The 20,252-nt window shown below is 72.5% G+C and carries 18 protein-coding genes; 9 read left to right on the top strand and 9 right to left on the bottom strand.

The window, feature by feature from the left end; all coding sequences use genetic code 11:
* Positions 1-11: 11 nt before the first annotated feature.
* From ABZ249_RS16850 to ABZ249_RS16835, 4 genes are all read right to left on the bottom strand, one after another.
* The gene (locus tag ABZ249_RS16850; RefSeq protein WP_355263302.1) at positions 12-902 is read right to left on the bottom strand and encodes an immunity 49 family protein; all 891 of its coding nucleotides are present in this window, start codon (positions 900-902) and stop codon (positions 12-14) included.
* Positions 902-3,955: a hypothetical protein gene (locus ABZ249_RS16845; RefSeq protein ID WP_355263300.1), complete on the bottom strand. Its 3,054-nt coding sequence runs from the start codon at positions 3,953-3,955 to the stop codon at positions 902-904. The genes ABZ249_RS16850 and ABZ249_RS16845 overlap by 1 nt, the downstream gene beginning before the upstream one ends.
* Before the next feature lie 276 nt (positions 3,956-4,231).
* Complete coding sequence (locus ABZ249_RS16840; RefSeq protein WP_220563840.1) at positions 4,232-4,603, bottom strand: DUF6507 family protein; 372 nt, start codon at positions 4,601-4,603, stop codon at positions 4,232-4,234.
* A gap of 103 nt (positions 4,604-4,706) precedes the next feature.
* A complete protein-coding gene (locus ABZ249_RS16835; RefSeq protein WP_355263296.1) occupies positions 4,707-4,982 on the bottom strand; it encodes a hypothetical protein in 276 nt (91 codons plus the stop codon).
* Between the two features lie 330 nt (positions 4,983-5,312).
* Between ABZ249_RS16835 and ABZ249_RS16830 the strand changes: the two genes are divergently transcribed.
* The 4 genes from ABZ249_RS16830 (at position 5,313) to ABZ249_RS16815 (ending at position 13,045) form a co-directional block, all read left to right on the top strand.
* The gene (locus ABZ249_RS16830) at positions 5,313-6,884 is read left to right on the top strand and encodes a DUF6177 family protein (protein WP_355263293.1); all 1,572 of its coding nucleotides are present in this window, start codon (positions 5,313-5,315) and stop codon (positions 6,882-6,884) included.
* A 121-nt stretch (positions 6,885-7,005) separates the two neighbouring features.
* Positions 7,006-10,992: a type VII secretion protein EccCa gene (gene eccCa / locus ABZ249_RS16825; RefSeq protein WP_355263290.1), complete on the top strand. Its 3,987-nt coding sequence runs from the start codon at positions 7,006-7,008 to the stop codon at positions 10,990-10,992.
* Positions 10,989-12,392 carry an RDD family protein gene (locus ABZ249_RS16820; protein ID WP_355263288.1) on the top strand — a complete coding sequence of 468 codons (1,404 nt, stop codon included), beginning with the start codon at positions 10,989-10,991 and terminating at the stop codon, positions 12,390-12,392. The genes eccCa and ABZ249_RS16820 overlap by 4 nt, the downstream gene beginning before the upstream one ends.
* 68 nt (positions 12,393-12,460) lie before the next feature.
* Positions 12,461-13,045: a hypothetical protein gene (locus tag ABZ249_RS16815; protein ID WP_355263285.1), complete on the top strand. Its 585-nt coding sequence runs from the start codon at positions 12,461-12,463 to the stop codon at positions 13,043-13,045.
* Positions 13,046-13,110: 65 nt separating this feature from the next.
* On the opposite strand, the gene ABZ249_RS16810 is transcribed toward ABZ249_RS16815, so the two are convergent.
* From ABZ249_RS16810 to cutA, 4 genes are all read right to left on the bottom strand, one after another.
* Complete coding sequence (locus ABZ249_RS16810) at positions 13,111-13,467, bottom strand: hypothetical protein (protein WP_355263282.1); 357 nt, start codon at positions 13,465-13,467, stop codon at positions 13,111-13,113.
* A gap of 101 nt (positions 13,468-13,568) precedes the next feature.
* Entirely contained in the window at positions 13,569-14,228 is a 660-nt protein-coding gene (locus tag ABZ249_RS16805) for a GNAT family protein (RefSeq protein ID WP_355263279.1), read from the bottom strand.
* 97 nt (positions 14,229-14,325) lie between these two features.
* A complete protein-coding gene (locus tag ABZ249_RS16800; protein WP_355263276.1) occupies positions 14,326-14,916 on the bottom strand; it encodes a hypothetical protein in 591 nt (196 codons plus the stop codon).
* Positions 14,913-15,272, bottom strand: a complete 360-nt coding sequence (gene cutA, locus ABZ249_RS16795) for a divalent-cation tolerance protein CutA (RefSeq protein ID WP_355263273.1) — start codon at positions 15,270-15,272, stop codon at positions 14,913-14,915. Before cutA ends, ABZ249_RS16800 begins: the two co-directional genes overlap by 4 nt.
* A gap of 66 nt (positions 15,273-15,338) precedes the next feature.
* On the opposite strand from cutA, the gene pyrE reads away from it, so the two are divergent.
* Entirely contained in the window at positions 15,339-15,872 is a 534-nt protein-coding gene (gene pyrE, locus ABZ249_RS16790; RefSeq protein WP_220563850.1) for an orotate phosphoribosyltransferase, read from the top strand.
* 62 nt (positions 15,873-15,934) lie between these two features.
* On the opposite strand, the gene ABZ249_RS16785 is transcribed toward pyrE, so the two are convergent.
* Positions 15,935-16,318: a DUF4115 domain-containing protein gene (locus ABZ249_RS16785; protein WP_220563851.1), complete on the bottom strand. Its 384-nt coding sequence runs from the start codon at positions 16,316-16,318 to the stop codon at positions 15,935-15,937.
* A gap of 406 nt (positions 16,319-16,724) precedes the next feature.
* On the opposite strand from ABZ249_RS16785, the gene fbaA reads away from it, so the two are divergent.
* The 4 genes from fbaA to ABZ249_RS16765 all read left to right on the top strand — a co-directional run bounded on the left by fbaA (position 16,725) and on the right by ABZ249_RS16765 (position 20,221).
* Positions 16,725-17,747, top strand: a complete 1,023-nt coding sequence (gene fbaA, locus ABZ249_RS16780) for a class II fructose-bisphosphate aldolase (RefSeq protein ID WP_355263269.1) — start codon at positions 16,725-16,727, stop codon at positions 17,745-17,747.
* A gap of 154 nt (positions 17,748-17,901) precedes the next feature.
* Positions 17,902-18,318, top strand: coding sequence for a DUF3151 domain-containing protein (locus ABZ249_RS16775; RefSeq protein WP_220563853.1), 417 nt, complete (start codon positions 17,902-17,904; stop codon positions 18,316-18,318).
* Positions 18,319-18,453: 135 nt separating this feature from the next.
* Positions 18,454-18,747 carry a hypothetical protein gene (locus ABZ249_RS16770; RefSeq protein ID WP_355263266.1) on the top strand — a complete coding sequence of 98 codons (294 nt, stop codon included), beginning with the start codon at positions 18,454-18,456 and terminating at the stop codon, positions 18,745-18,747.
* A 190-nt stretch (positions 18,748-18,937) separates the two neighbouring features.
* Positions 18,938-20,221, top strand: a complete 1,284-nt coding sequence (locus ABZ249_RS16765; protein ID WP_355263263.1) for an adenylosuccinate synthase — start codon at positions 18,938-18,940, stop codon at positions 20,219-20,221.
* The last annotated feature ends 31 nt before the right edge of the window (positions 20,222-20,252 follow it).

Below are 20,252 nucleotides of genomic sequence, written 5' to 3'. Positions count from 1 at the left end.
CTTCGTCACCGTCAGACGGGGAACTCCCCGTACCAGCTCGCCTCGACGATGTGCTCGGGCAGGTACTCCGAGTCGATGCCCAGCGTGAACTCCGGGTCCTGCTGCCGGAACTTGTCATGCCCCAGGCACGCCAACGACAACAGGCTCAAAGGCACGACCCCGTCAACGCGCTCGTTCGCCTCTTCAAACGAGTCGTAGTAGCGCTTGAAGTCCTCCAGAGCCTGCACAAGTGCCTTGACGAACGCCTCCGGGTCACCCATCAGCAGCCGTCGGAACACCTCCATCTCCGGGAAGGACAGCAACGCCACACTCTTCGAACCGAACGGCACCGCCTCGGGATCGCACAGCTCCATGGACCGGCGCAACTTGTCCACCAGATCCGTCCCACCGGCCACGAACTCCTGGAGGGTGTTGATCCATTGATATGTGAACTCCAGATACTCCGACCCGCCGCGGGCAGCCGACTCCCGCAAGCTCTCCACCGAGATCCGGCATAGCGCCCGCACCCGCTCATGGTCCCGACAGGTCACCGCCAGATGGAACGCCGTCAACCAGTCCGCAGGCCGCGCCACCGGCACCACCTCATGGACCTTGATCCGCCGCTCCTCATGATCGACCCGCAGTACCGTCTCCCCGCCCGGCTCCACCTCGGACAGTTGGAACGCCGCGTTGGTGAGCTGCATCGCGAACACCCACGCCTCCCACGTCTCCAACCGCGAGGCCGAAGGATCCACCAACAACTCCTGATAAGCCGTGAAGAGAGCAGCATCCAGCTTCATCATCAGGAACTGCGGATCCCATCGCAGAGTCTGGAGAGCGGACTTCTTCTCCTCTACGCTCTCTCGACGACGGTAGTCGTTGACTTCGAATTCAATCTCATGCCGAGAAACTCGGAAAACCATTACCTTCTAGGCTCCCTGACATCGAAAATCTCGTAGGTGTAACCATTTGCAGTGGAACCGTTCCAACCCGAACCGTTACCTTCTCTCGGGTTGTAACCGTCAACTTCGGAGTCCCTAACGGTGGCATCGAGCGGGTCCCCCTTGAAAACCGCGTATGCCACTCTTCCCTGACGTAGCTTGTCCTCAATTTCACGGGCGAGTGCCGCTTCATCGAGATTTGCGCTCTCTCCGCGCTTCTTCATCTCCTTGAGGATATCTTTCAGGTAATCCAGGTGCCCCTGGCTGACCCTGCGCGGCGGAGTCCCCGGCAAATTTCGGGCTCCCAGTTCAGTACTGGTGCTACTCTTGGCCTCGACGATGACGATGTCACCGTCCTTGGTCCGGTAGATCTGATCGAACTGGTTATTTCCGTTCCACGGAGCATTGTCTGCCGTGGGCAACAGTTCCGCGCCTTCCAAATCCGGGCGGAATTCTACAAGCTTCGGCTTCCCGTTTTCATCGCGGATGGTTTCACCGGTCTCTGGATCGACATCGTGCCGCTCAAGCGGTTTGCCGTTGTTGTCCAGGATGACATCGCCGTTGAATTCGAATCGGGCGCCGACCTGCGCGACCCTCTCGCCGAACTCTTCGCAGATCTTCGTCTTGTAGTCATGCGCGGCTCGGTACTCCTGCTTCGCCTCTTCGAGTTCCGGATGGTTGGGGCCCTTGTCGTTGTACTTGCCATGCTTCAGCTCCATCGCCTCCAGCCTCTCCCCGGCCAGGGTTGAGGCGTCGATGGACATCCGGCGCTCATCTGCGAGCCAGTCGAGGTCGCTCAGGGCCTCCCGGAGGCCCTCCGGGTGACGGGCATCCGGTGAGTCCAGGCGGACATCGGTCGGACCACCCAGGTAGGTAGGCTGTTCCGCTTCCGGTACGACTCCCCAGCGACCGGTCACCTTGTCCTGGACGAGCTGCGGGATCTTCCATCCTTGAGTGCCGATGGTGTCATCCGCGCTCCACCTGTGGCCATCCGATTCCCTATAGAAAGCGTCAAGCAGTTCGGGATGGTTATTCACGCGCTCCACAAAGTCGTCGATGAAAGCTTGCTGAGAGCTCACATCAAGATCTTGCAGATACGGCTCAGCGAGCTCAAGCCTCCCCTCATTGTCCGTCCGGCTACCGGTGACCTTGGGCCTATTAGAGTCGGAGTCCGACGGGTCCGGGCCGTCGGTCCGGTCCGGCGTGAGGTCGTCGGGACCGTCCGGCAGACCGCCCCCGCCGCCTCCGCCACCACCACCGGTGCTGCCACCGCGGCCGGAGCCGGAGTCGATGTCCACCACGGTCGTGCCGCCGCGCGGGGTGTCCAGGGTTCCTGTCCCCCCGGCGCTGTTCTCGACGGTCGTGTCGTGGCGGCCGTTGATCTCGTTGCCCGCGCTGTCGACCTCGACCCGCTCGGTGTCGGCCTCGACCCGGGACGGCTCGGTCTCGTAGCGCTGCACCGGGGTGTCGTTGATCGAGGAGGCGTCGTCGGGCACCTCCTGGGAGGCGACCCAGCGGTCCTGCTCGTTGTTCAGCCCCTCCTCCAGCTCGCGGCGGGACTCCGGGTCGATGCCGTCCAGGAACTCCTGGCCGGCGTCGAGCTGGTCGGCGGTCGGGTCGACCGTCTCGTCGGAGTCGGAGCCGCTGTCGCGCCGGCCGGTGTTCTCCGTCTCCGCGTCCGACCCGTTGGTGGTCGTCCCGCGCGGGGTGGAGCCCGTCTCGCCGCCGGGCTCGGAGCCCGTGTCCGTGGTGCGGCGGTTGTCGGTCCCGTCGGGGAGGTCCGCGGTGGAGTTGTTGAGCCGTTCCAGCGCCTCGTTCATCCGGCCGAGGTCGGCGGCGCTGATGTCGAGGCCCTCCACGTCGCTCAGGTCCAGCGGCTTGAAGGACCCGTCGCCGAAGCGGGGGATCCGCGACAGCAGCGACGGGTCGATGCCGCCGGGGAAGTCCGAGAGGTCGGGCACGTCCGGGGTGCGGCTGCCGCCGACCGCGTTGAGGATCTTGGCGCCGCGCCAGGCCATCAGCGGCACGCCCACGACCGCGCCCACACCGGTGGCGGTGAGCAGCGCGCCGCCCACCACGGCGCCGACGTTCAGCAGCGCGGTGCCGATGGTGTACCAGGGCCGGTCGCCCCACTCCTCCCACGGCACGACCGCGTGGGCCGCCTCCTTCCAGGCGTTGCCCGCGGTCTCCAGGGACCAGCCCCAGTTGCCGTTCTCGTCCTTGCCGACGCCCACCAGCGCGCCCAGGCCCTCGACGGTGCCGCCCCAGTAGTCCCAGAGGTTGTCGCCCCAGTTGCCGGAGAACCACCCGTTCGGCCCGTGCGCGCCGACCATGCCGCCGACGTCCTCGGCGATGCCCACGAAGAAGTCGCCGACGGCGTCGCCGAAGTCGTTGTACCAGGCGTGGTCGGTGGTCTGCGGCGCTCCCCACTCCATGGGGACGCCCTCCAGGGGCGCGTCGAACCCGTAGACGAACTGGCCCTCGCCCGCGGTGACCGACCCGTCGGCCTTCTGCGCGATGAACGTGGTGCCGCCGAACAGCCCGGTGATGGCGTTGGCGCAGGTCCGCTCCGCCTCCTCGAACTCGTACAGCAGGCCGGCGGCCCGGTCGAGCAGGGCGTTGTGCTCGGCGACCTCGGGGCTCTCGGTCTTCCACCACAGGAAGCCGCCGCCGTCGCGCCAGTCCTCGTCGCCCTCGATCTTGTTGAGGAACGCGTAGGAGTCGGACTTGAGGGTGGCCCAGCGCTCCTTGATGCCGCGGACCGTCTCGGCGAAGTCGCTGAGCGCGTCGGAGGCGCTGGACAGCGCCGTGGAGACCTCGTCGCCGTCGCCGGTGAGCGGGTTGAGGACGGTGAAGAGGTCCTGGTCCTCGGGCGCGGAGTAGATGCCCTCCAGCCCGGCCCACGCGCCGGTGATGTCGGCGGCGGTGTCGGTGAGGTCGGTGCCGTCCGTCTTCAGTTTGGCCGCGACCGCGTCAAGGGAGTAGGTGAGGGTCTCGGGAACGGGGAAGCCGCTCGGATCGATCAGGTCGGACAAGGTGACCACCGTTGCCTGTTCCGGGGGAAGGACGCCGGTCGGGGCGGGGGCCGTGGCGCTTCCCGGGGGTCTGGTTCTGAGGGTCGGATCCGCGGGGTGCCCGGTACGGCCCTGGGAGGACCGTGGGAGTCGGGCACTGCGGTTCCGGGTGGCCGGTGGGGACGGCACCGGGCGGGGAAGAGCGGGAGAAGGTCGGGTGCGGAGCGCGCGGCACCGGGAGGGCCTGCCGTCGAGGACGCCGCGGGGGCGGGTGCGGGCGGGCGTCGCGGTCCGGTGCTAGACGGCCTGGTAGGGGCCGTACTGGGGCGGCGGCTCCGGCTCCGGGATCACGCCCGCGTTGGCCTGGGCCTCCTCGGCCATCTCCAGGTTGCCGTTCATGTAATGGGTGGTGGCCTCGCTGGCGCCGGTGACGGCCGCCATGGTCAGGCCCGCCATGTCGCCCATGATGCCGAAGTAGTGCTCGGCGAACTCGCCCAGGGCCATGCCGATGATGCCGCTCTTGGCGTATTCGCCGCAGTCCATCAGGTGGTCCTCGACGCTCTCCATGACGCCGACCAGGCCTTCGCCGCTGCCCTCTTCACCGAGGTGGCCGGCGACGGCCTGGAGGACACCGCCCACGGCTGCGGGCTGGATGTTCCACTGCGACACGGACTGCTCCTTTCACGTGTGCGCCGGTCGGCGGTCGGCCGGCGGGGGCGGGACCCGGCGGTCCCGGTACGGGTCGGAGGGGGTGGACGGTGCGGCGCCCCGGTCAGGCGTCGCGGGAGGAGAAGGCGCCCGGGCGGAAGTTCGCCGGGGTCACGGCGTCGGCGGGCAGGACCACCGGCTGCCGGGCCTGCGCGGAGGTGATGACCTCCCACATGCGGCCCAGCGTGGCCTGGAGGGCGTCGGCCTGCGTGCGGAAGCGCTCGCGGGCGTGCCCGGCGGCGGCACGGATCGGCCCGGCGGCCGGGACCGGCTCGGGCTCGTCGTGAACGGCCTGCGGCGGGTCCTCCCAGTCGGCGGGCTCGACCAGCTCGAACTTCACGGTGCTTCCTCCTGCGGCGGTTCAGGGCCTCTCAAGATCGTTCGTCCGCCGTTGGGGGCCGGACACTGGTATGGGATGTTCGTTCGGCGTTGATGGTTTCACCGCCTGTGGACAGAAGGAAACCGTTTACGTCGGGCGGTTTTCCGGGACGCCGGTGACCTGCGGAAACACCGGGGAGGGTGATGTGCGTCCCTCTCGGAACCGGGTGCCCGGATGTGCCGGGGCGCCCCCGGCGCACGGGAGCGTGAACCTTCCGGACACTCCGCGTATCCCACCCGGTACCCGGCCGCCCACGGTCCCACGAGTGTTCACGAGTGTTGAGGAGACCCCTTGAGCCACGACGCGGTCGCCCTGCTGTCCGGCGCACCCGACCGGCGCGCCCTCATCGCCGCGCTCGCAGCGGCAGGCCCGGACCTGAGGGTGCGGCTGGTCGCCGACGGCGCCGTGGTGGAACTCCGCGACGCCGGCGGCCGGGTGGTCGCCTCCCTCCAGGCCGCCCAGCGGCTGGCGCTGTCCGCCGAGGCCGAGCGCCTGCTGGCCGACGGCATCGCCGACGACCTGCCCGCCCAGCCGTACTGGGTGGAGGCCCGCGGCGCGGAACTGGCCGACGCGGACACCGCCGGCGTGGTCGGCCGGTTCGTCCGCGACCTCGCCGAACGCCTGGGCGGCGAGGTGTGGGAGCCGGCCCCCGCGCTGCTCCGCGGCGACCCCTTCCTGGAGGGCGCCACCGAGCACCCCGCCGTCACCGCGCTCACCGAGCAGGCGGCGGTCGTGGTGCAGGACCGCCCCCTGGTCCCGCTGTCCCCCTGGATCGTGGACGCCATGGCCCGGCACGGCCGCCGCGGCCTGCGCCTCCAGGTGGTCACCCCCTCGGCCTCGCGCCTCACCCACGCGCTGCGGTCGATCCTCCAGACCCCCGCGGCCCGCTGGGTGGTCCAGACCCCCGCGGGCACCTACTACGACGGCTTCTCCGGCGTCCCGCTGCGCTGGGACGAGCGGGCGGCGTTCACCGTCGACGAGGACGCGCGGCCCGGCGGCCCGCCGGAGGAGTTCCGCGCCGACGGCGCCGACCGCGGCTGCCAGCTGCACGTGGACCTGAACGTGGAGCACCCGGCCGACAACGGCCTGGTGCTGGGCGCCTCCGTGGAACTGCTCGCCGAGCACCTGGGCGGCGCCCTCCCCTCGGTCTGGGGCACCGCCGAGCCCTTCGCCCAGGAGTGGCGGCGGGCCGTGTTCACCCGGACCGCCCGCAACCGCGCCCCCGGGCAGACCTGGGCGGCGTTCTCCGGCCCGCCCGAGGGCGTGCGCGAGGACGGCGTCCGCCCGTTCGCGGGCACGGTGCGGGTGAGCCGCACCGCGTCGGGGGTGCGCGAGGCGATCACGTTCGCCGTCGGGTACCCCGAGGGCGAGGAGCCGGACCTGTCGGCGGTGCACTCCCTGGTCAAAGAACTCACCGCGCGGGACGTGCTGCGGACCATGACGGTGCGGCGGGCGGGCGGCCGCGCCGACCTCACCTACGCGCCGCACTGGACGGGCCTGCCGCTGCCGGTGGGCATGGCGGTGGGGCAGGAGGCGGTGTCGGTCATCGGCACCGGGCGGGCGCTGGGCGCGCCCGTGCGGCCGCTGCCGTTCGGGCCGCCGCTGACCCCCGCGTTCTGGTACCAGGTGGGCACCGGGGTCGAGGAGGACTCCTGGGTGCGGTTCCGGGAGCTGATGGCCCACCTGCACCCGGACGGGGGGTACGGCGCGGAGCCCGGCGGCGAGGACCGCGACGGGACCGGCGGCACCCCCGGCAGCACCCCCGGCGGGGCTTCCGCGAAGGCCGGCGGGCGGGCTCCCGGCGAGGGCTCCCGCCCCTCTCCGGACCAGGACTCCGAGGAGGGTCCGGCGCCCTCTCCGTGAGTCATCGCGGCCGCACGCACCGAATGGTCAGAGGGGTCCGGTTCGGTAGGGTTCTCCCGAGCCCCTGGCACCCCGTCTCCCCCAGCACCTCCGCCCCCTTGCACCGCCGAGAGGAACGCCGATGAGTCTTCGCGTCGTGCACCGCCCGACCAGGACCGTGCACCCCGCACCGGCGCAGGAGCCCCATGAGGTGGAGGCCCCGCCGACCCTTCCCGACGGCAAGGCGCAGGGCAACCCCCTCATGACCATCCTGCCGATGGTCGGCATGATGGGGTCGATGACCATCATGATGGTCATGCGCAACCCGGCGTTCATCGCTCTGGGCGGCGTCGTCCTGGTGATCGCCCTGCTGGCGGCGCTGGGCATGCTGTTCTCCCGGCGCGGCCAGGTGGGCCGCCAGCGCCGCAACCAGCGCGAGCTGTACCTCCAGTACCTGGAGGAGCTGCGCGAGGAGCTGACCGAGTGGGAGGACTCCACCCGGTCGCACGCCCGCCTGCTGGACCCGCCGCCGGAGGCCCTGTACGACGTCGTCCGCGACCCCACCCGGCTGTGGGAGCGCCGCCGCAGGCACCGCGACTTCCTGCGGGTGCGGGTGGGCACCGGCCTCACCGAGGGGCGCCTGCTGCGGCTGGCCGAGCAGGGCACCGCGCTCACCCCCACCGACCCGTTCATGCTGTCGGAGGCCCAGGCGGCCATCCGCCGGTTCGCGACCATCCCGGAGATGCCGCTCACGCTGCCCCTGGACATGGCCGGGAACGTCAGCGTCGTGGGCGAGCGCGAGGACGTCATGCGGCTGGTGCGGGCGCTCGTCGCCCAGTTCGGCGCGTTCCACGCCCCCGAGGACGCCGGGCTCGCGGTGTCCTACCCGCCCGCGAACGCGGCGGACTGGGAGTGGCTGCCGTGGCTGCCGCAGGTACTGGACCCGCAGCGGCGCGAGGGCGGGGCCGCGGTGCGGCTCATCGCCCCCACCCCCGCCGAGCTGGGCGGCCTGCTCGCCGACGAACTGCGGGCGCGCACCGACTTCGCGTCGGAGGTGCGCCGGGGCATGGGCAAGCGGGAGGCGTACCAGATGATGCGCCGCCTGCTCGTCGTCCACGACACCCACGGCCAGGTCGCCGCCGAGCTGGTCCGCCCCGACGACGCGGTGGCCCCCGGGGCGCTGGCCGTCACCGTGCTGCACCTGGTGTCCCGGCAGGTGGACGAGCCGGGCGACGTGAGCGTGCGCATCACCGTCGAGGGCGACCGGGTGAAGGTGGAGGAGCTGCGCGGCTCCGACCCCGTGGTCACCGTCGGCACCGTCGACGACGTCCCCGCCGCCACCCTCTCGGGCCTGGCCCGGATGCTGGCGCCGCTGCGGCTGTCCCCGGAGTCGGTGGAGGAGACCGCCCAGGAGGGCGGCGCCGTCGACTTCACCGCGATGATGGGCGTCCAGGACCCGGGCGACATGGACGTGCAGCGGCTGTGGGCGCCGCGCAGCGAGCGGGCGTTCCTGCGGGTGCCCATCGGCATGGACGACATGGGCCAGCCGGTGGTCCTGGACCTCAAGGAGTCGGCGCAGCTGGGCATGGGCCCGCACGGGCTGTGCGTGGGCGCGACCGGCTCGGGCAAGAGCGAGATGCTGCGCACCCTGGTGCTGGCGCTGGCGGCCGGGCACTCGCCGGACCGGGTCAGCATGGTGCTGGTCGACTACAAGGGCGGAGCGACGTTCGCGCCGTTCGAGAACATGCCGCACGTCGCCGGCGTGATCACCAACCTGGAGGACGACGCCGCGCTCATCGAGCGGGTGTACGCGAGCCTGTCCGGCGAGGTGCAGCGCCGGCAGCAGGTGCTGCGCGACGCCGGGAACGTCCCCAACATCGGCGACTACACCTACAAGCGGCAGCACGACCCGAGCCTGCCGCCGCTGCCGCACCTGCTGGTGATCATCGACGAGTTCGGCGAGCTGCTGACCGCCCGCCCCGACTTCATCGAGCTGTTCCTGTCGATCGGCCGCATCGGCCGCAGCATCGGCGTGCACCTGCTGCTGTCCAGCCAGCGCATCGAGGGCGGCAAGCTGCGCGGGCTGGAGACGTACCTGTCGTACCGGCTGGGCCTGCGCACGTTCTCCGAGGAGGAGAGCCGCACCGTCCTCAACACGCCCGACGCGTTCCACCTGCCGTCGCTGCCCGGGTTCGGGTACCTCAAGGTGGACACCAGTGTGTACCAGCGCTTCAAGGCCGGGTACGTGTCCGGTCCCTACCGCGGCCCGGTGGCGGAGGAGTCGGAGTCCGACGGGGTTGTGGCGGTGCGCCCCTACACCGCGTACAACACGGCGCCGGAGGGGCCCGGGGCCGTCCGGTCGGGGGGCGAGGAGAGCCCGATGCCGACGCGGACGGTCGGCCCGACCCTGCTCGACGTGATGGTGTCCCAGTTCGACCGGCACGGCGAGCGGACCAGGTCCATCTGGCTGCCGCCGCTGCCCGGCGCCGCCTCCCTGGACACCATGGCGGGCACCCCCGAGAAGACCGACCAGGGGCTGCGGCTGCCCGGCGGGCACGCGCCCATGAGCGTCCCCGTCGGCCTGCTGGACGACGCCACCAAGCAGTGGCAGGGCGTGTGGAAGCTGGACCTGACCGCCTCGGGCGGGCACGTCGCCGTCATCGGCGGCCCGCAGAGCGGCAAGACCACGATGCTGCGCACCCTGGTGCTGTCGCTGGCGCTGACCCACACCCCGCAGCAGGCGGCGGTGTACTGCCTGGACCTGATGGGCGGCGGCCTGCAGTCGCTGTCGTCGCTCCCGCACGTGGGCGGGGTGGCCGCGCGCACCGACGTCGAGCGGGTGCGGCGGACCGTCGAGGAGATCCGGGGCATGCTGGAGCACCGCCAGGAGGTGTTCCGGGAGCGGGGTATCGACTCGGTGGCCCAGCTGCGGCGCATGCACGCCCGCGGCGAGGTGCCCGAGCTGGCCAGCGCCGACGTGCTGCTGGTCATCGACGGGTTCGGGGCCCTGCGCAAGGACTTCGAGGACATCGACGGCATGGTCAACGAGCTGCTCCAGCGCGGCGGCGGGTTCGGTGTGCACGTGGTGGCGGGCATGCTGCGCTGGAACGACGTGCGCATCGCCGTGCAGTCGAACTTCGGACAGAAGGTGGAGCTGCACCTCAACGACCCGTCCGAGTCCACGATCGACCGCAAGCTCGCCGAGACCATCGGCGCCAAGGCCCCCGGGCGGGCGCTCACCGGCGACGAGCTGTTCGGCCAGGTGGCGCTGCCGCGCATCGACGGGGTGGACTCCGACGAGGACCTGGGCGAGGCCGTGGAGAAGGCGGTGCGGACCGTCGACGGCGCCTGGGGCGGCCGCCGGGCGCCGAGCGTCCGGGTGCTGCCGCACCGGCTGTCGGCGCGGACCCTGCCCACCCCCGAGTCGGAGCCCCGGCTGGTGCCGATCGGGGTGGACGAGCGGGCGCTGGACCCGGTGCTGCTGGACCTGTTCGACCGCGACCAGAACCTGCTGGTGCTGGGCGACGGCGAGTGCGGCAAGACCAACCTGCTGCGGCTGGTGGCCGAGGGCCTGGTGGCGCGGTACTCGTCCGACGAGGTGGTGTTCGCGGTGATGGACCCGCGCCGGACACTGCGCAACGTGGTGCCCGAGGAGTACATGGGCGGGTACGCGAGCACCCCCAAGGTGTGCGCCGGGCTGGCCGGGGGCGTGGCCAAGGAGGTGGAGTCGCGCATCCCCGAGGACGGCGACCTCGACTCTCTGGAGCCGGGGTCGTTCAAGGGCCCGCGGATCGTGGTGCTGGCCGACGACTACGACGTGCTCACCACCGCCGGGCAGAAGCCGCTGGCGCCGTTCGTGCCCTTCGTGCCCAACGGCCGGGACATCGGCCTGCACTTCGTGGTGGCCCGCCGGGTCGCCGGCGCCGGGCGCGGGATGTACGAGCCGTTGGTGCAGGCGATCCGGGAGATCGGCACGAGCGCCCTGGTCATGGCCGGCGACCGGTCCGAGGGGCAGATCCTGCCGCGGGTGTACGCGGCGGCGCAGCCGCCCGGCCGGGGCAAGTGGGTGACCCGCGGCGGGGCGACGCAGCTGATCCAGACGGCGCTGAGGGACCGAGGAGAGCAGTGAACGGAGGAGGACCGACGGGCGGCACCGCCGCGGTCGACGCACTGGCCGCGCGCATCCGCGCGATCGACTGGAACGGGAACCCCGACCACACCCGGTCGCGGGTGGCGCTGATGCGCGAGTACCTGCGGCGGGCGGCGCTGTGGACGCGGGCCGTACAGGGCAAGGGGTGGCCGTTCTACGACGTCGCGGAGTTCGCCGCGCCGGGCGTGCGCGCCGACGAGGGGGTCGTGAGCGGCGTCCTGGAGAGCCCGGCGGTCGTCGACCAGTTCCCGGCGGTGGGCAGGTCCTGCGCCTGGGCGCTGCACCTGGCCGCGGCCCGGGACGCCGGCGTTCCGCTGCCGGACCTGCCGGACCTCTTCGAGCCGCTGATCCGCATGTACGAGCGCGGCGGCGGCTTCTCGCTCTCGGGCACGGGCACGATCGACATCGACGGCGCGGGCCTGTACCGCGGCACCCTCCCGGACCACCTCGGCGACGAGCCCCGGGCCCCCGAGACCGACGCCGGACTGGACGCCCTCGACGGCATCGCGCCGCCGGCCGGAGCGCCGGAGGAGGCGGCCGCGCCGCGCGGGCCGGAACCGGCCGGGGCCGCCGTGTACCCGTCGGCCGCCCACGCGGTGTCCGCTCCCGGGGAAGGCGTTCCCGAGGGGGCCGCGGCCCCCGTCCGGGAGGCGCAGCCCGCTCCTCCGGCGGCGCCCGCCGCGCAGGCCCCGTCGGCGCCGGGTGCGCCGACCATGCTGCCGCCCGCCCCCGCGCACCCGGGGCCCGGACCGCACCCGGGGCCGTACGCGCACGGCGGGTACCCGGTCCACCCGCCCGGCCACCCCGTTCCGCCCGCCGGCTACCCGGTTCACCCCGGGCACCCCGGCTACGGCCCCCCGCCGCGGCCCGCCGGGCTCCGCCACCACACCGAGTGGAACCCGGACGAGCCCTCCGTCGGGCTGGCCGAGCCCGTGCAGCGCTTCGCCGCCCGGTTCCTGGACACCCTCATCGCCGCGGTCCTGTGGTTCCTGCTGATGCTGGCCACGACCTTCACCGCCGTGATCATCGGCGGCGGGGACATCGCCGGGCGGTCCGCCGACCTGGCCTTCCAGATCGGGGCGATCTTCTCGTTCGCCCTGTCCCCGATCCTGTGGGAGTGGTTCCAGGTCGGTGTGTGGGGCCGCTCGGTGGGCAAGATGCTGCTGGGCCTGTGGGTGGTCCGCGCCGAGGGCGGCGGCAGGCTGCCCGCGGGGCGCGCCCTGCTGCGCGCGCTGTGCTTCGCGCCCGGGTTCACCAACCCCGTCAACTGGCTGCTGCCCTGGTCGCTGGCGAACGTGCTCTGGTCCCTGCGCGACAAGGAGCGCAGGCGCTGCCTGCACGACAGGTTCGCACGCTCCGTGGTCGTCCGGGTCGGCTGAACCGCCGTCCCGCCCCGTTCCGGGGCACCGGGGCCGACCGGCGAACGCCCGGGGGCTAGGTTCGCCCCATGCGTCAATTCACAGGTTTCCTCATCGGCGCCGGGTTCGGCCTGGCGTTCGTGCTCGCGAACGCCGGCCCGCCTCTGCCGTCCGCCGTCGGGCTGGTGCTGCGCGTCCTCGCCGTGGCGGCGCTGGTGGCGGTCATCGTGCTCTCGGTGGCCCTCTCCCGCCGGCCGGCCCCGCCGGTGACGGGGACCGGGCCCGGGCCCGCGTTCCGGTTCGGCCCGTTCTACGGGACCGTCGTGCTGGTGGAGGTCGTGCTGATCGTCGGCGGCATCCAGGTGCTGCGGCTGCTGGAGGCGCCCTGGCAGGCCAACATCGCCTGGATCGCCCTGGTCGTGGGGCTGCACTTCCTGCCGCTGGCCTGGTACTGGCGCATGCGGCAGATCCTCGCCGCCGCCCTGTACATCTCCGCGATGGGGGCGGCCGGGCTGGTCCTGGTGGCGCTGGGGGCCGCGGAATGGGCCCCGTTCGTCAGCGGTGTGCTCACCGGCCTGGGCATCCTGACCGGCATGCTCGTGAGCCTGGTCGGGATGCTGCGGGCTCCCCTCCCCGAGGCGGGCCGCGACCAGGACACCACCCTCACCCCCTGACCGGAGCGCCCGGCGCCGTCCGGTACGGGCGACGGGCCCGGCGGGCGGTCACCGGGGGCGGGCCCTCAGGTCCGGCGCGGGTCGGGGACGTCGAACCAGGCGCGGCGGGGGCCGCTGGGGACCGCGCCCGGGCGGGGCTCCCCCGCCAGGAAGGCGGCGGCGACGGCGTCCACCGCGCGGGTCCGGGGCGGCGCGCCCGGAACCGGACCCCGGGCCGGGACCGGTCCGGCGCCCGGGACCGCCCGCTCGGCGCGCGGGGGCGTGCGCCGGGCGGCCGGCGGGGCCTGGGCGCCCGGGTCGAGGCCGGGCCGGGGACCGGTGGGCTCGTTCGGCCCCGGCCGGCCGATCGCGTACGGGAACCGCAGGCCCGGCGGCAGCACGGGGGTCAGCGCCGGAGCGGCGGCGGGACGGTGAGCGTGCAACGGGGGTTCCTTCCGACTCGTCACCGGCCGCCTCACGGCGGTCACGGTGGTTCCGTCGGTTCAGAACCGTACCCGACGAGTGACCGATAAGCCCCGGTACGTCACTCCGGAAGTTCGCCCAGCCCGAAGAACGGCAGGCACGGCTCCAGCCCCGAGAGCGTGACCGGGACGTCGAGGCGGTGCGCCTCCCAGTCCTCGCGGGTCAGCAGGAACCGCAGCTCGCGGGCGGCCTTGCCGCGGACCGCGTACACCCCGACGCCGTCGGCGCGGTAGCCGAGCCTGCGGGACACCCGCTCGGAGCGGACGTTGCCCTCGATGACCCCGGATGCCGCCTCCGCGGCGCCCAGCCCCTCGAAGGCCAGGTGCAGCATCGCGGCGCGCATCTCGGTGCCGATGCCCCGGCCCTGGTGCTTCAGTCCCAGCCAGGAGCCGCTGGCGACCCGGCGGGTGACCGCGAAGTCCTTGGCGAGCATGTCCTGGACGCCCACCACCGCCCCCTCGTGGACGACCACGAGCGGCAGCTGCCAGTCCTCCGGCGTCCAGCGGGCGTAGATCCCGAGGTTGTGCTGGACCACCGACAGCGCGCGCCGGGCCGGGGACAGGTCCGTCCACGGGAAGATGAACGGCATCTCGGCCGGGTCGTGCACGCCCTCGGCGGCGATGTCGGCCAGGTCGGCGAGGTCGTCGAGGGAGGGCGGGCGCAGCTCCAGCCGCGGGGTGCGCACGCGCAGCCCCAGGACCGGGAAATGGTCGGTGATCATGACCCGATGGTCCCGGACGCGGGAGGCGGAGTCATCCCGTTTTCCCCAGCCTGTGGACAACGTGTCGCGCCCACCGGAGCGGCCGGGCCGCCCCCGGTCAGGCCGTGCCGCGCAGGTCCCGGAGCAGCGCGGCCAGCTCCGCGGCGGCCTCCTCCGGCGCGCACTCGCGCACCTGCCACCCGCGCATCCGGGCAAGCCGGGCGGCGTGCGCGCGGGCCGGGTCGGTGAGCAGGTAGCCGCACGGGGCGTCCGGCCAGTCCGCGGACGGCGGCAGCGTCTCGGTGCGGTACCCCTCCGGCTCCCCGGCGGGGGCGGGCGGGGGCGCGGCGTCCCGCGGGTTCTGGGTCCGGTCCAGGTCCGCGCGGGTGGCGGTGCCCGGCTGCGGCAGCAGCGCGTCCACCAGCACGTACCCGAACACCGGCCGGTGCGCGGCGCGCTGGGCCGCGCCCAGGGCGCCCGCCAGCGGCCCCGCGTCGCCCTCCGCCACCAGGGCGGTCGGGGCGTCCGGGGGGACCAGGCGGCGGATCTCCAGGCTGGCGGCGGCCACGTACCGGGCGGCGTGCGGCGGCAGCTCGTCGCCGCCGACCTCGATCCGGACCGGGGCGATCCCGGCCGCGGCCAGGGCCCCGCCGAGCCCGGGCAGGCGGGTGGGGCGGCCCAGGGTGGGGGGCAGCAGGACGGCGATCACCCGGCGGCGCCCCGCTCGCCGTCCGCGTCGGGACGGGTCTCGTCGATCACCCAGGCCAGGTACGCCGGCTCACCGCCGACGACGGGCACCGCCACCACCTCGGGGACGTCGTAGGGGTGCTCGCGGACGATGTGCGCGGTCAGCTCGTCCAGGCGGTCCTGTGCGGTCTTGAACACCACGGTCCACTCCTGGTCGCGGTGCACCTCGCCCTCCCAGCGGTAGTGGCTGGTGACCGGTCCGCCAACCTGGGCGCAGGCGGCGAGGCGGCGCCCGACCGCCGACTCCGCCAGCCGGTCGGCGTTCTCGCGGGTGTCCACGGTGATCTCGACCCGGACGGCTCCCGGGGTGTTCGGCATGGCGGTCCCTCCGCCCGGGCGCCGCGGTGACGTGCGGTGCCGCCCGGTGTTCTACGCTCATGGATCATGAGCGAACGTGATGAACTCCTGCGTCAGATCAACGATAAGGCGGTCGTGCGCGGGAAGGTGACCCTGTCCTCCGGGCAGGAGGCCGACTACTACGTGGACCTGCGCCGCGTGACCCTGGACGGGGAGGCCGCCCCGCTGGTCGGGTCGGTCATGCTGGACAACGTGGCGGACCTGGAGTTCGACGCGGTGGGCGGGCTGACCCTGGGCGCCGACCCGGTCGCCACCGCGATGGTGCACGCCGCCCACGCGCGCGGCCGCAGGCTGGACGCCTTCGTGGTGCGCAAGGCGGGCAAGGCGCACGGCCTCCAGAAGCGCATCGAGGGCCCGGACGTGCGGGGCCGCCGGGTGCTGGCACTGGAGGACACGTCCACCACCGGCAACTCGGTGCTGACGGCGGTGGAGGCGCTGCGCGAGGCCGGGGCCGAGGTGGTCGCGACGGCGCTGATCCTGGACCGCGGGGCGCGCGAGCGCGTGGAGAAGGAGGGCCTGGAGTACCGGGCCGTGTACCAGGTGTCCGACCTGGACATCTGAGGACGTCGTAGCGGCGGGGCGGGGCGTCCCGCCGCCGCGGGGGAACGCGGGGCCGGAACCGGTCAGCCGTCGACGGTGAAGCTGTAGTCGGCGCCGCGGTCGGCGATGTCGCGCTCGATGCCGTTGACGAAGAGTTCCACGGCGGCGGGGTCGCCGATGGTGACCTCGATGCCGCCCTCGGGGATCTCGGCGTAGGTGAGGGAGCTGCCCTGGCGGACCTCTTGGTCGTGCAGGACGTCGCCGCCGGGGATGCGGACGAACACGCGGCTGGACTCGCCGATGACGCGCACGTAGAAGGCACCCTTGGGGGTCTCCTCCTCGTTCGCCGCCCCGGAGGCGTTCGCGCTCACGCTGGAGCCGGAGTTGCCGGGGAGCGAGCGGTACAAGAAGAACCCGCCGAGCGCGAGCATCGCGACCAGGAGCACGACTGCTCCGACGATGGCCACCACCTGGCCAACGCCGCGAGGATCATTCCTATGCCTTCCCACGGCGTTGAATGTAGCGTGTATCACGACAAAAAGCGACAGTGATCTCCCCGAACCTCCCCGCCTCCCACAATCCGGTCACAGTCGCACAAAAATTCACATCGCCCGTGAATCCACCACAGACCCATACAAAGCGCCCATTTCGGCCACTCCGCCGTGCCCGAAGGCCCATCGAATTTGGTCTAGACCTTTCCATCGGCTCCGTGCGTTCGGGATACTTGGGTGACACCTGGTGGACACGTCCGGACGTGCGACCCGAGTCTCGGGCTCCCCCGCCGCCCGGACCCTCCACCGGCAACGCACGTGGGGTGCCGCCGGTGCGACCGGCGGCCGCTCGCTCCAGGTCCGATTCCAGGGAGAGTCAAGCATGCCCATCGCCAGCCCCGAGGTCTACACCGAGATGCTGAGCCGCGCGAAGTCCCAGGGCTTCGCCTACCCGGCCATCAACGTGACCTCCAGCCAGACCCTGCACGCCGCGCTGCGGGGCTTCGCCGAGGCCGAAAGCGACGGCATCGTCCAGATCTCCACCGGCGGCGCCGAGTTCCTGTCGGGTGCCACGGTCAAGGACATGGTCACCGGCTCGGTGGCGTTCGCCGAGTACGCCCGCGTCGTCGCGGACAAGTACCCGGTCAACGTCGCCCTGCACACCGACCACTGCCCCGAGAACAAGCTCGACGGGTTCGTCCGCCCGCTGCTCGAGATCTCGAAGGAGCGCGTGGCCAAGGGCCAGGACCCGCTGTTCCAGTCCCACATGTGGGACGGCTCGGCGGTGGAGCTGGAGGAGAACCTCCGCATCGCCGAGGAGCTGCTGGCGTCCTCCAAGGAGGCCCGCACCATCCTGGAGATCGAGGTGGGCGTCGTCGGCGGCGAGGAGGACGGCATCGTCGGCGAGATCAACGAGAAGCTGTACACCACCCCGGAGGACGCCCTGCGCACCGCCGAGGTCCTCGGCCTCGGGGAGAAGGGCTACTACATGACCGCCCTGACCTTCGGCAACGTGCACGGCTCCTACAAGCCCGGCTTCGTGAAGCTGCGCCCGGAGGTCCTGAAGAAGGCCCAGGAGGCCGTGGCCGAGAAGTACGGCCGGACCAAGGCGTTCGACTTCGTCTTCCACGGCGGCTCCGGCTCCACCCTGGAGGAGATCCACGAGGCCATCGAGTACGGCGTGGTGAAGATGAACATCGACACCGACACGCAGTACGCGTTCACCCGCCCGATCGTGGACCACATGATGAAGAACTACGACGGCGTGCTGAAGATCGACGGCGAGATCGGCAGCAAGAAGGCCTACGACCCGCGCGCCTACGGCAAGGCCGCCGAGGCCGGCATGGCCGCCCGCGTGGTGGAGGCCGCCCAGCAGCTCAAGTCCGCCGGCAACCGGATGAAGTAGTCACCGCGTCCGACGCGCGTGGGCGCCCGGCGGCCGTGCCGGCCGCCGGGCGCCCCGTGTTCCGGGCCCGGGCGGCGGGCGCCGCGGGACGGCGCCCGGATCCGGCCTGTGGACGACCGGTGCCGGGCCCGGCGGCGGTGGCAGGATGGGATCCATGAACCTGCACCAGAACCTGCTCAACGAGCCGCCCGAGACCCGTCTGCCCGACAACGCCGAGGCCCGAGAGGCGCTGGCCGCGGCCACCGACCCCGCCCCGGTCGCCGGACGGTTCCCGGAGTACTCGGCCGCCTGGGCCCGCCTGGCCGAGAACGCCCTGGCCGCGGGCGAGCCGGTCGCCGCCTACGCCTACGCGCGCACCGGCTACCACCGCGGGCTCGACCAGCTGCGCCGCTCCGGCTGGAAGGGCCACGGCCCCATCCCGTGGGAGCACGAGCCCAACCAGGGCTTCCTGCGCGCGCTGCACGCCCTGGGCAAGGCCGCCGAGCAGATCGGCGAGGCCCAGGAGGCCGAGCGCTGCGCCACCTTCCTGCGCGACTCCAGCGCCGAGGCCGACAAGGCCCTCAACGCCTGACCCGCCGGGCGCCCCTCCCGGGGCGCCCGCGCGGCCGGCGTTCCCGCCCCAGGGGACGGAGACACCCCGCGCTGCCCCCGAGACCGCGCTCGGGAAGGGGCGGCGGGCGGATGGAGGCGGACCGACCGTGCCGGGGTGGACCCGGCGCTGCCGGCGCGAGGCCCCGGCGCCTCTCTGGAGCGGATGTTCCGCTTCTACGACCCTCGCATCGACGCCGGTGAGCACGGCGGCGACGCCGAACGCCTCTCCATGGCGGCGGCGAGCATCGAGCACGTCGTGGACACGGCCAACCGGGCCGGGGTGGACCCGGCGCTGTCGGCGGCGGTCCTGGCGCCGGCCCGGGCCGGGGCCGACCGCGGCCACGCCGATGAGAGCCTCACCTCTCTCCTGCACCTGCCGCACCGCACGTGGGGGAGGACCCGCCCGTGAAACCGGAGCCACCGGCCGCCCCACCCGGTTCGACGTGAGGAAACCCCCTCGTGGGCGCCACTTAACCGGGACGGACGGGTCGTGTACCCTCAATACGCAACGGCCCCTGTCGCTGCCTTGCGCCAGGGGTTCATCCATGTTCGGGGTCGGGAACACCCCGGTCAGGTGTCGAGCGAAAAGGTAGTGACCAATGCCGGCGATCACGCTCGTGGGTGCCCAGTGGGGCGACGAGGGCAAGGGCAAGGCGACCGACCTTGTGGGCGACCGCGTGGACTACGTGGTCCGCTACCAGGGCGGCAACAACGCCGGGCACACGGTGGTCATCGGCGACCAGAAATACGCCCTGCACCTGCTGCCGTCGGGCATCCTCTCGCCGAACGTGGTCCCGGTCATCGCCAACGGCGTCGTGATCGACCCGGGCGTCCTCTTCGAGGAGCTGGACGGGCTCGACGCCCGCGGCGTCGACACCTCGCGCCTGCTCATCTCCGCCAACGCGCACCTGATCATGCCCTACCACCGGGCCCTGGACCGGGTCAGCGAGCGCTTCCTGGGCAAGGGCCGGATCGGCACCACCGGGCGCGGCATCGGCCCGACCTACGCCGACAAGGTGTCCCGCCAGGGCGTGCGCGTGCAGGACATGTTCGACCCCAAGATCCTGCGCAAGAAGATCGAGCTGGCCCTCAACGACAAGAACCAGCTCCTCACCAAGGTCTACAACCGGCGCGCCCTGGAGGCCGAGCCGATCATCGAGGAGTACCTCGGCTACGCCGAGAAGATCCGCCCCTTCGTGGCGGACACCTCGCTGATCCTCAACCGGGCGCTGGACGACGGCAAGACCGTCTACCTGGAGGGCTCGCAGGGCACCCTGCTGGACATCGACCACGGCACCTACCCGTTCGTCACGTCCTCCTCGCCCACCGCGGGCGGCGCGGCCGCCGGGTCGGGCATCGGCCCCACCCGCATCACCAAGGTCGTCGGCATCCTCAAGGCCTACACCACCCGCGTCGGCTCGGGCCCCTTCCCGACCGAACTGCTCGACGAGCAGGGCGACTGGCTGCGCACCCAGGGCCACGAGTACGGGGTCACCACCGGCCGCGACCGCCGCTGCGGCTGGTTCGACGCGCCCATCGCCCGGTACGCGACCCGCGTCAACGGCATCACCGACTTCTTCCTGACCAAGCTCGACGTGCTCACCGGCCTGGAGCGCATCCCGGTCTGCGTCGCCTACGACGTCGACGGGGTCCGGCACGACGAGATCCCGATGACCCAGACCGACTTCCACCACGCGACGCCGGTCTACGAGTACCTCGACGGCTGGTCGGAGGACATCACCGGAGCCCGGGAATTCGACGAACTTCCCAAGAACGCCCAGGCGTACGTGCGTACCCTGGAGGAGATGGCCGGAGCGCCGGTCTCCGCCATCGGGGTGGGCCCCGGCCGCGACCAGACCCTCGAGCTGCGGTCCCTGGTCTGACCGGCGCCCGCCTGTCCGCTGTCCGTCCTCC

Origin of the sequence: Nocardiopsis sp. NPDC006139, from assembly GCF_040614155.1 — a bacterium.
Lineage (GTDB): Bacteria > Actinomycetota > Actinomycetes > Streptosporangiales > Streptosporangiaceae > Nocardiopsis > Nocardiopsis changdeensis.
This window is presented reverse-complemented; position numbering and strand designations above follow the sequence as displayed.

Excerpts from the sequence above, each read along its gene's own strand:
- ABZ249_RS16850 (WP_355263302.1), bottom strand. The coding sequence starts at position 902 with ATGGTTTTCCGAGTTTCTCGGCATGAGATTGAATTCGAAGTCAACGAC.
- eccCa (WP_355263290.1), top strand. The coding sequence starts at position 7,006 with ATGAGTCTTCGCGTCGTGCACCGCCCGACCAGGACCGTGCACCCCGCA.
- ABZ249_RS16815 (WP_355263285.1), top strand. The coding sequence starts at position 12,461 with ATGCGTCAATTCACAGGTTTCCTCATCGGCGCCGGGTTCGGCCTGGCG.
- ABZ249_RS16805 (WP_355263279.1), bottom strand. The coding sequence starts at position 14,228 with ATGATCACCGACCATTTCCCGGTCCTGGGGCTGCGCGTGCGCACCCCG.
- cutA (WP_355263273.1), bottom strand. The coding sequence starts at position 15,272 with ATGCCGAACACCCCGGGAGCCGTCCGGGTCGAGATCACCGTGGACACC.
- pyrE (WP_220563850.1), top strand. The coding sequence starts at position 15,339 with ATGAGCGAACGTGATGAACTCCTGCGTCAGATCAACGATAAGGCGGTC.
- fbaA (WP_355263269.1), top strand. The coding sequence starts at position 16,725 with ATGCCCATCGCCAGCCCCGAGGTCTACACCGAGATGCTGAGCCGCGCG.
- ABZ249_RS16775 (WP_220563853.1), top strand. The coding sequence starts at position 17,902 with ATGAACCTGCACCAGAACCTGCTCAACGAGCCGCCCGAGACCCGTCTG.
- ABZ249_RS16765 (WP_355263263.1), top strand. The coding sequence starts at position 18,938 with ATGCCGGCGATCACGCTCGTGGGTGCCCAGTGGGGCGACGAGGGCAAG.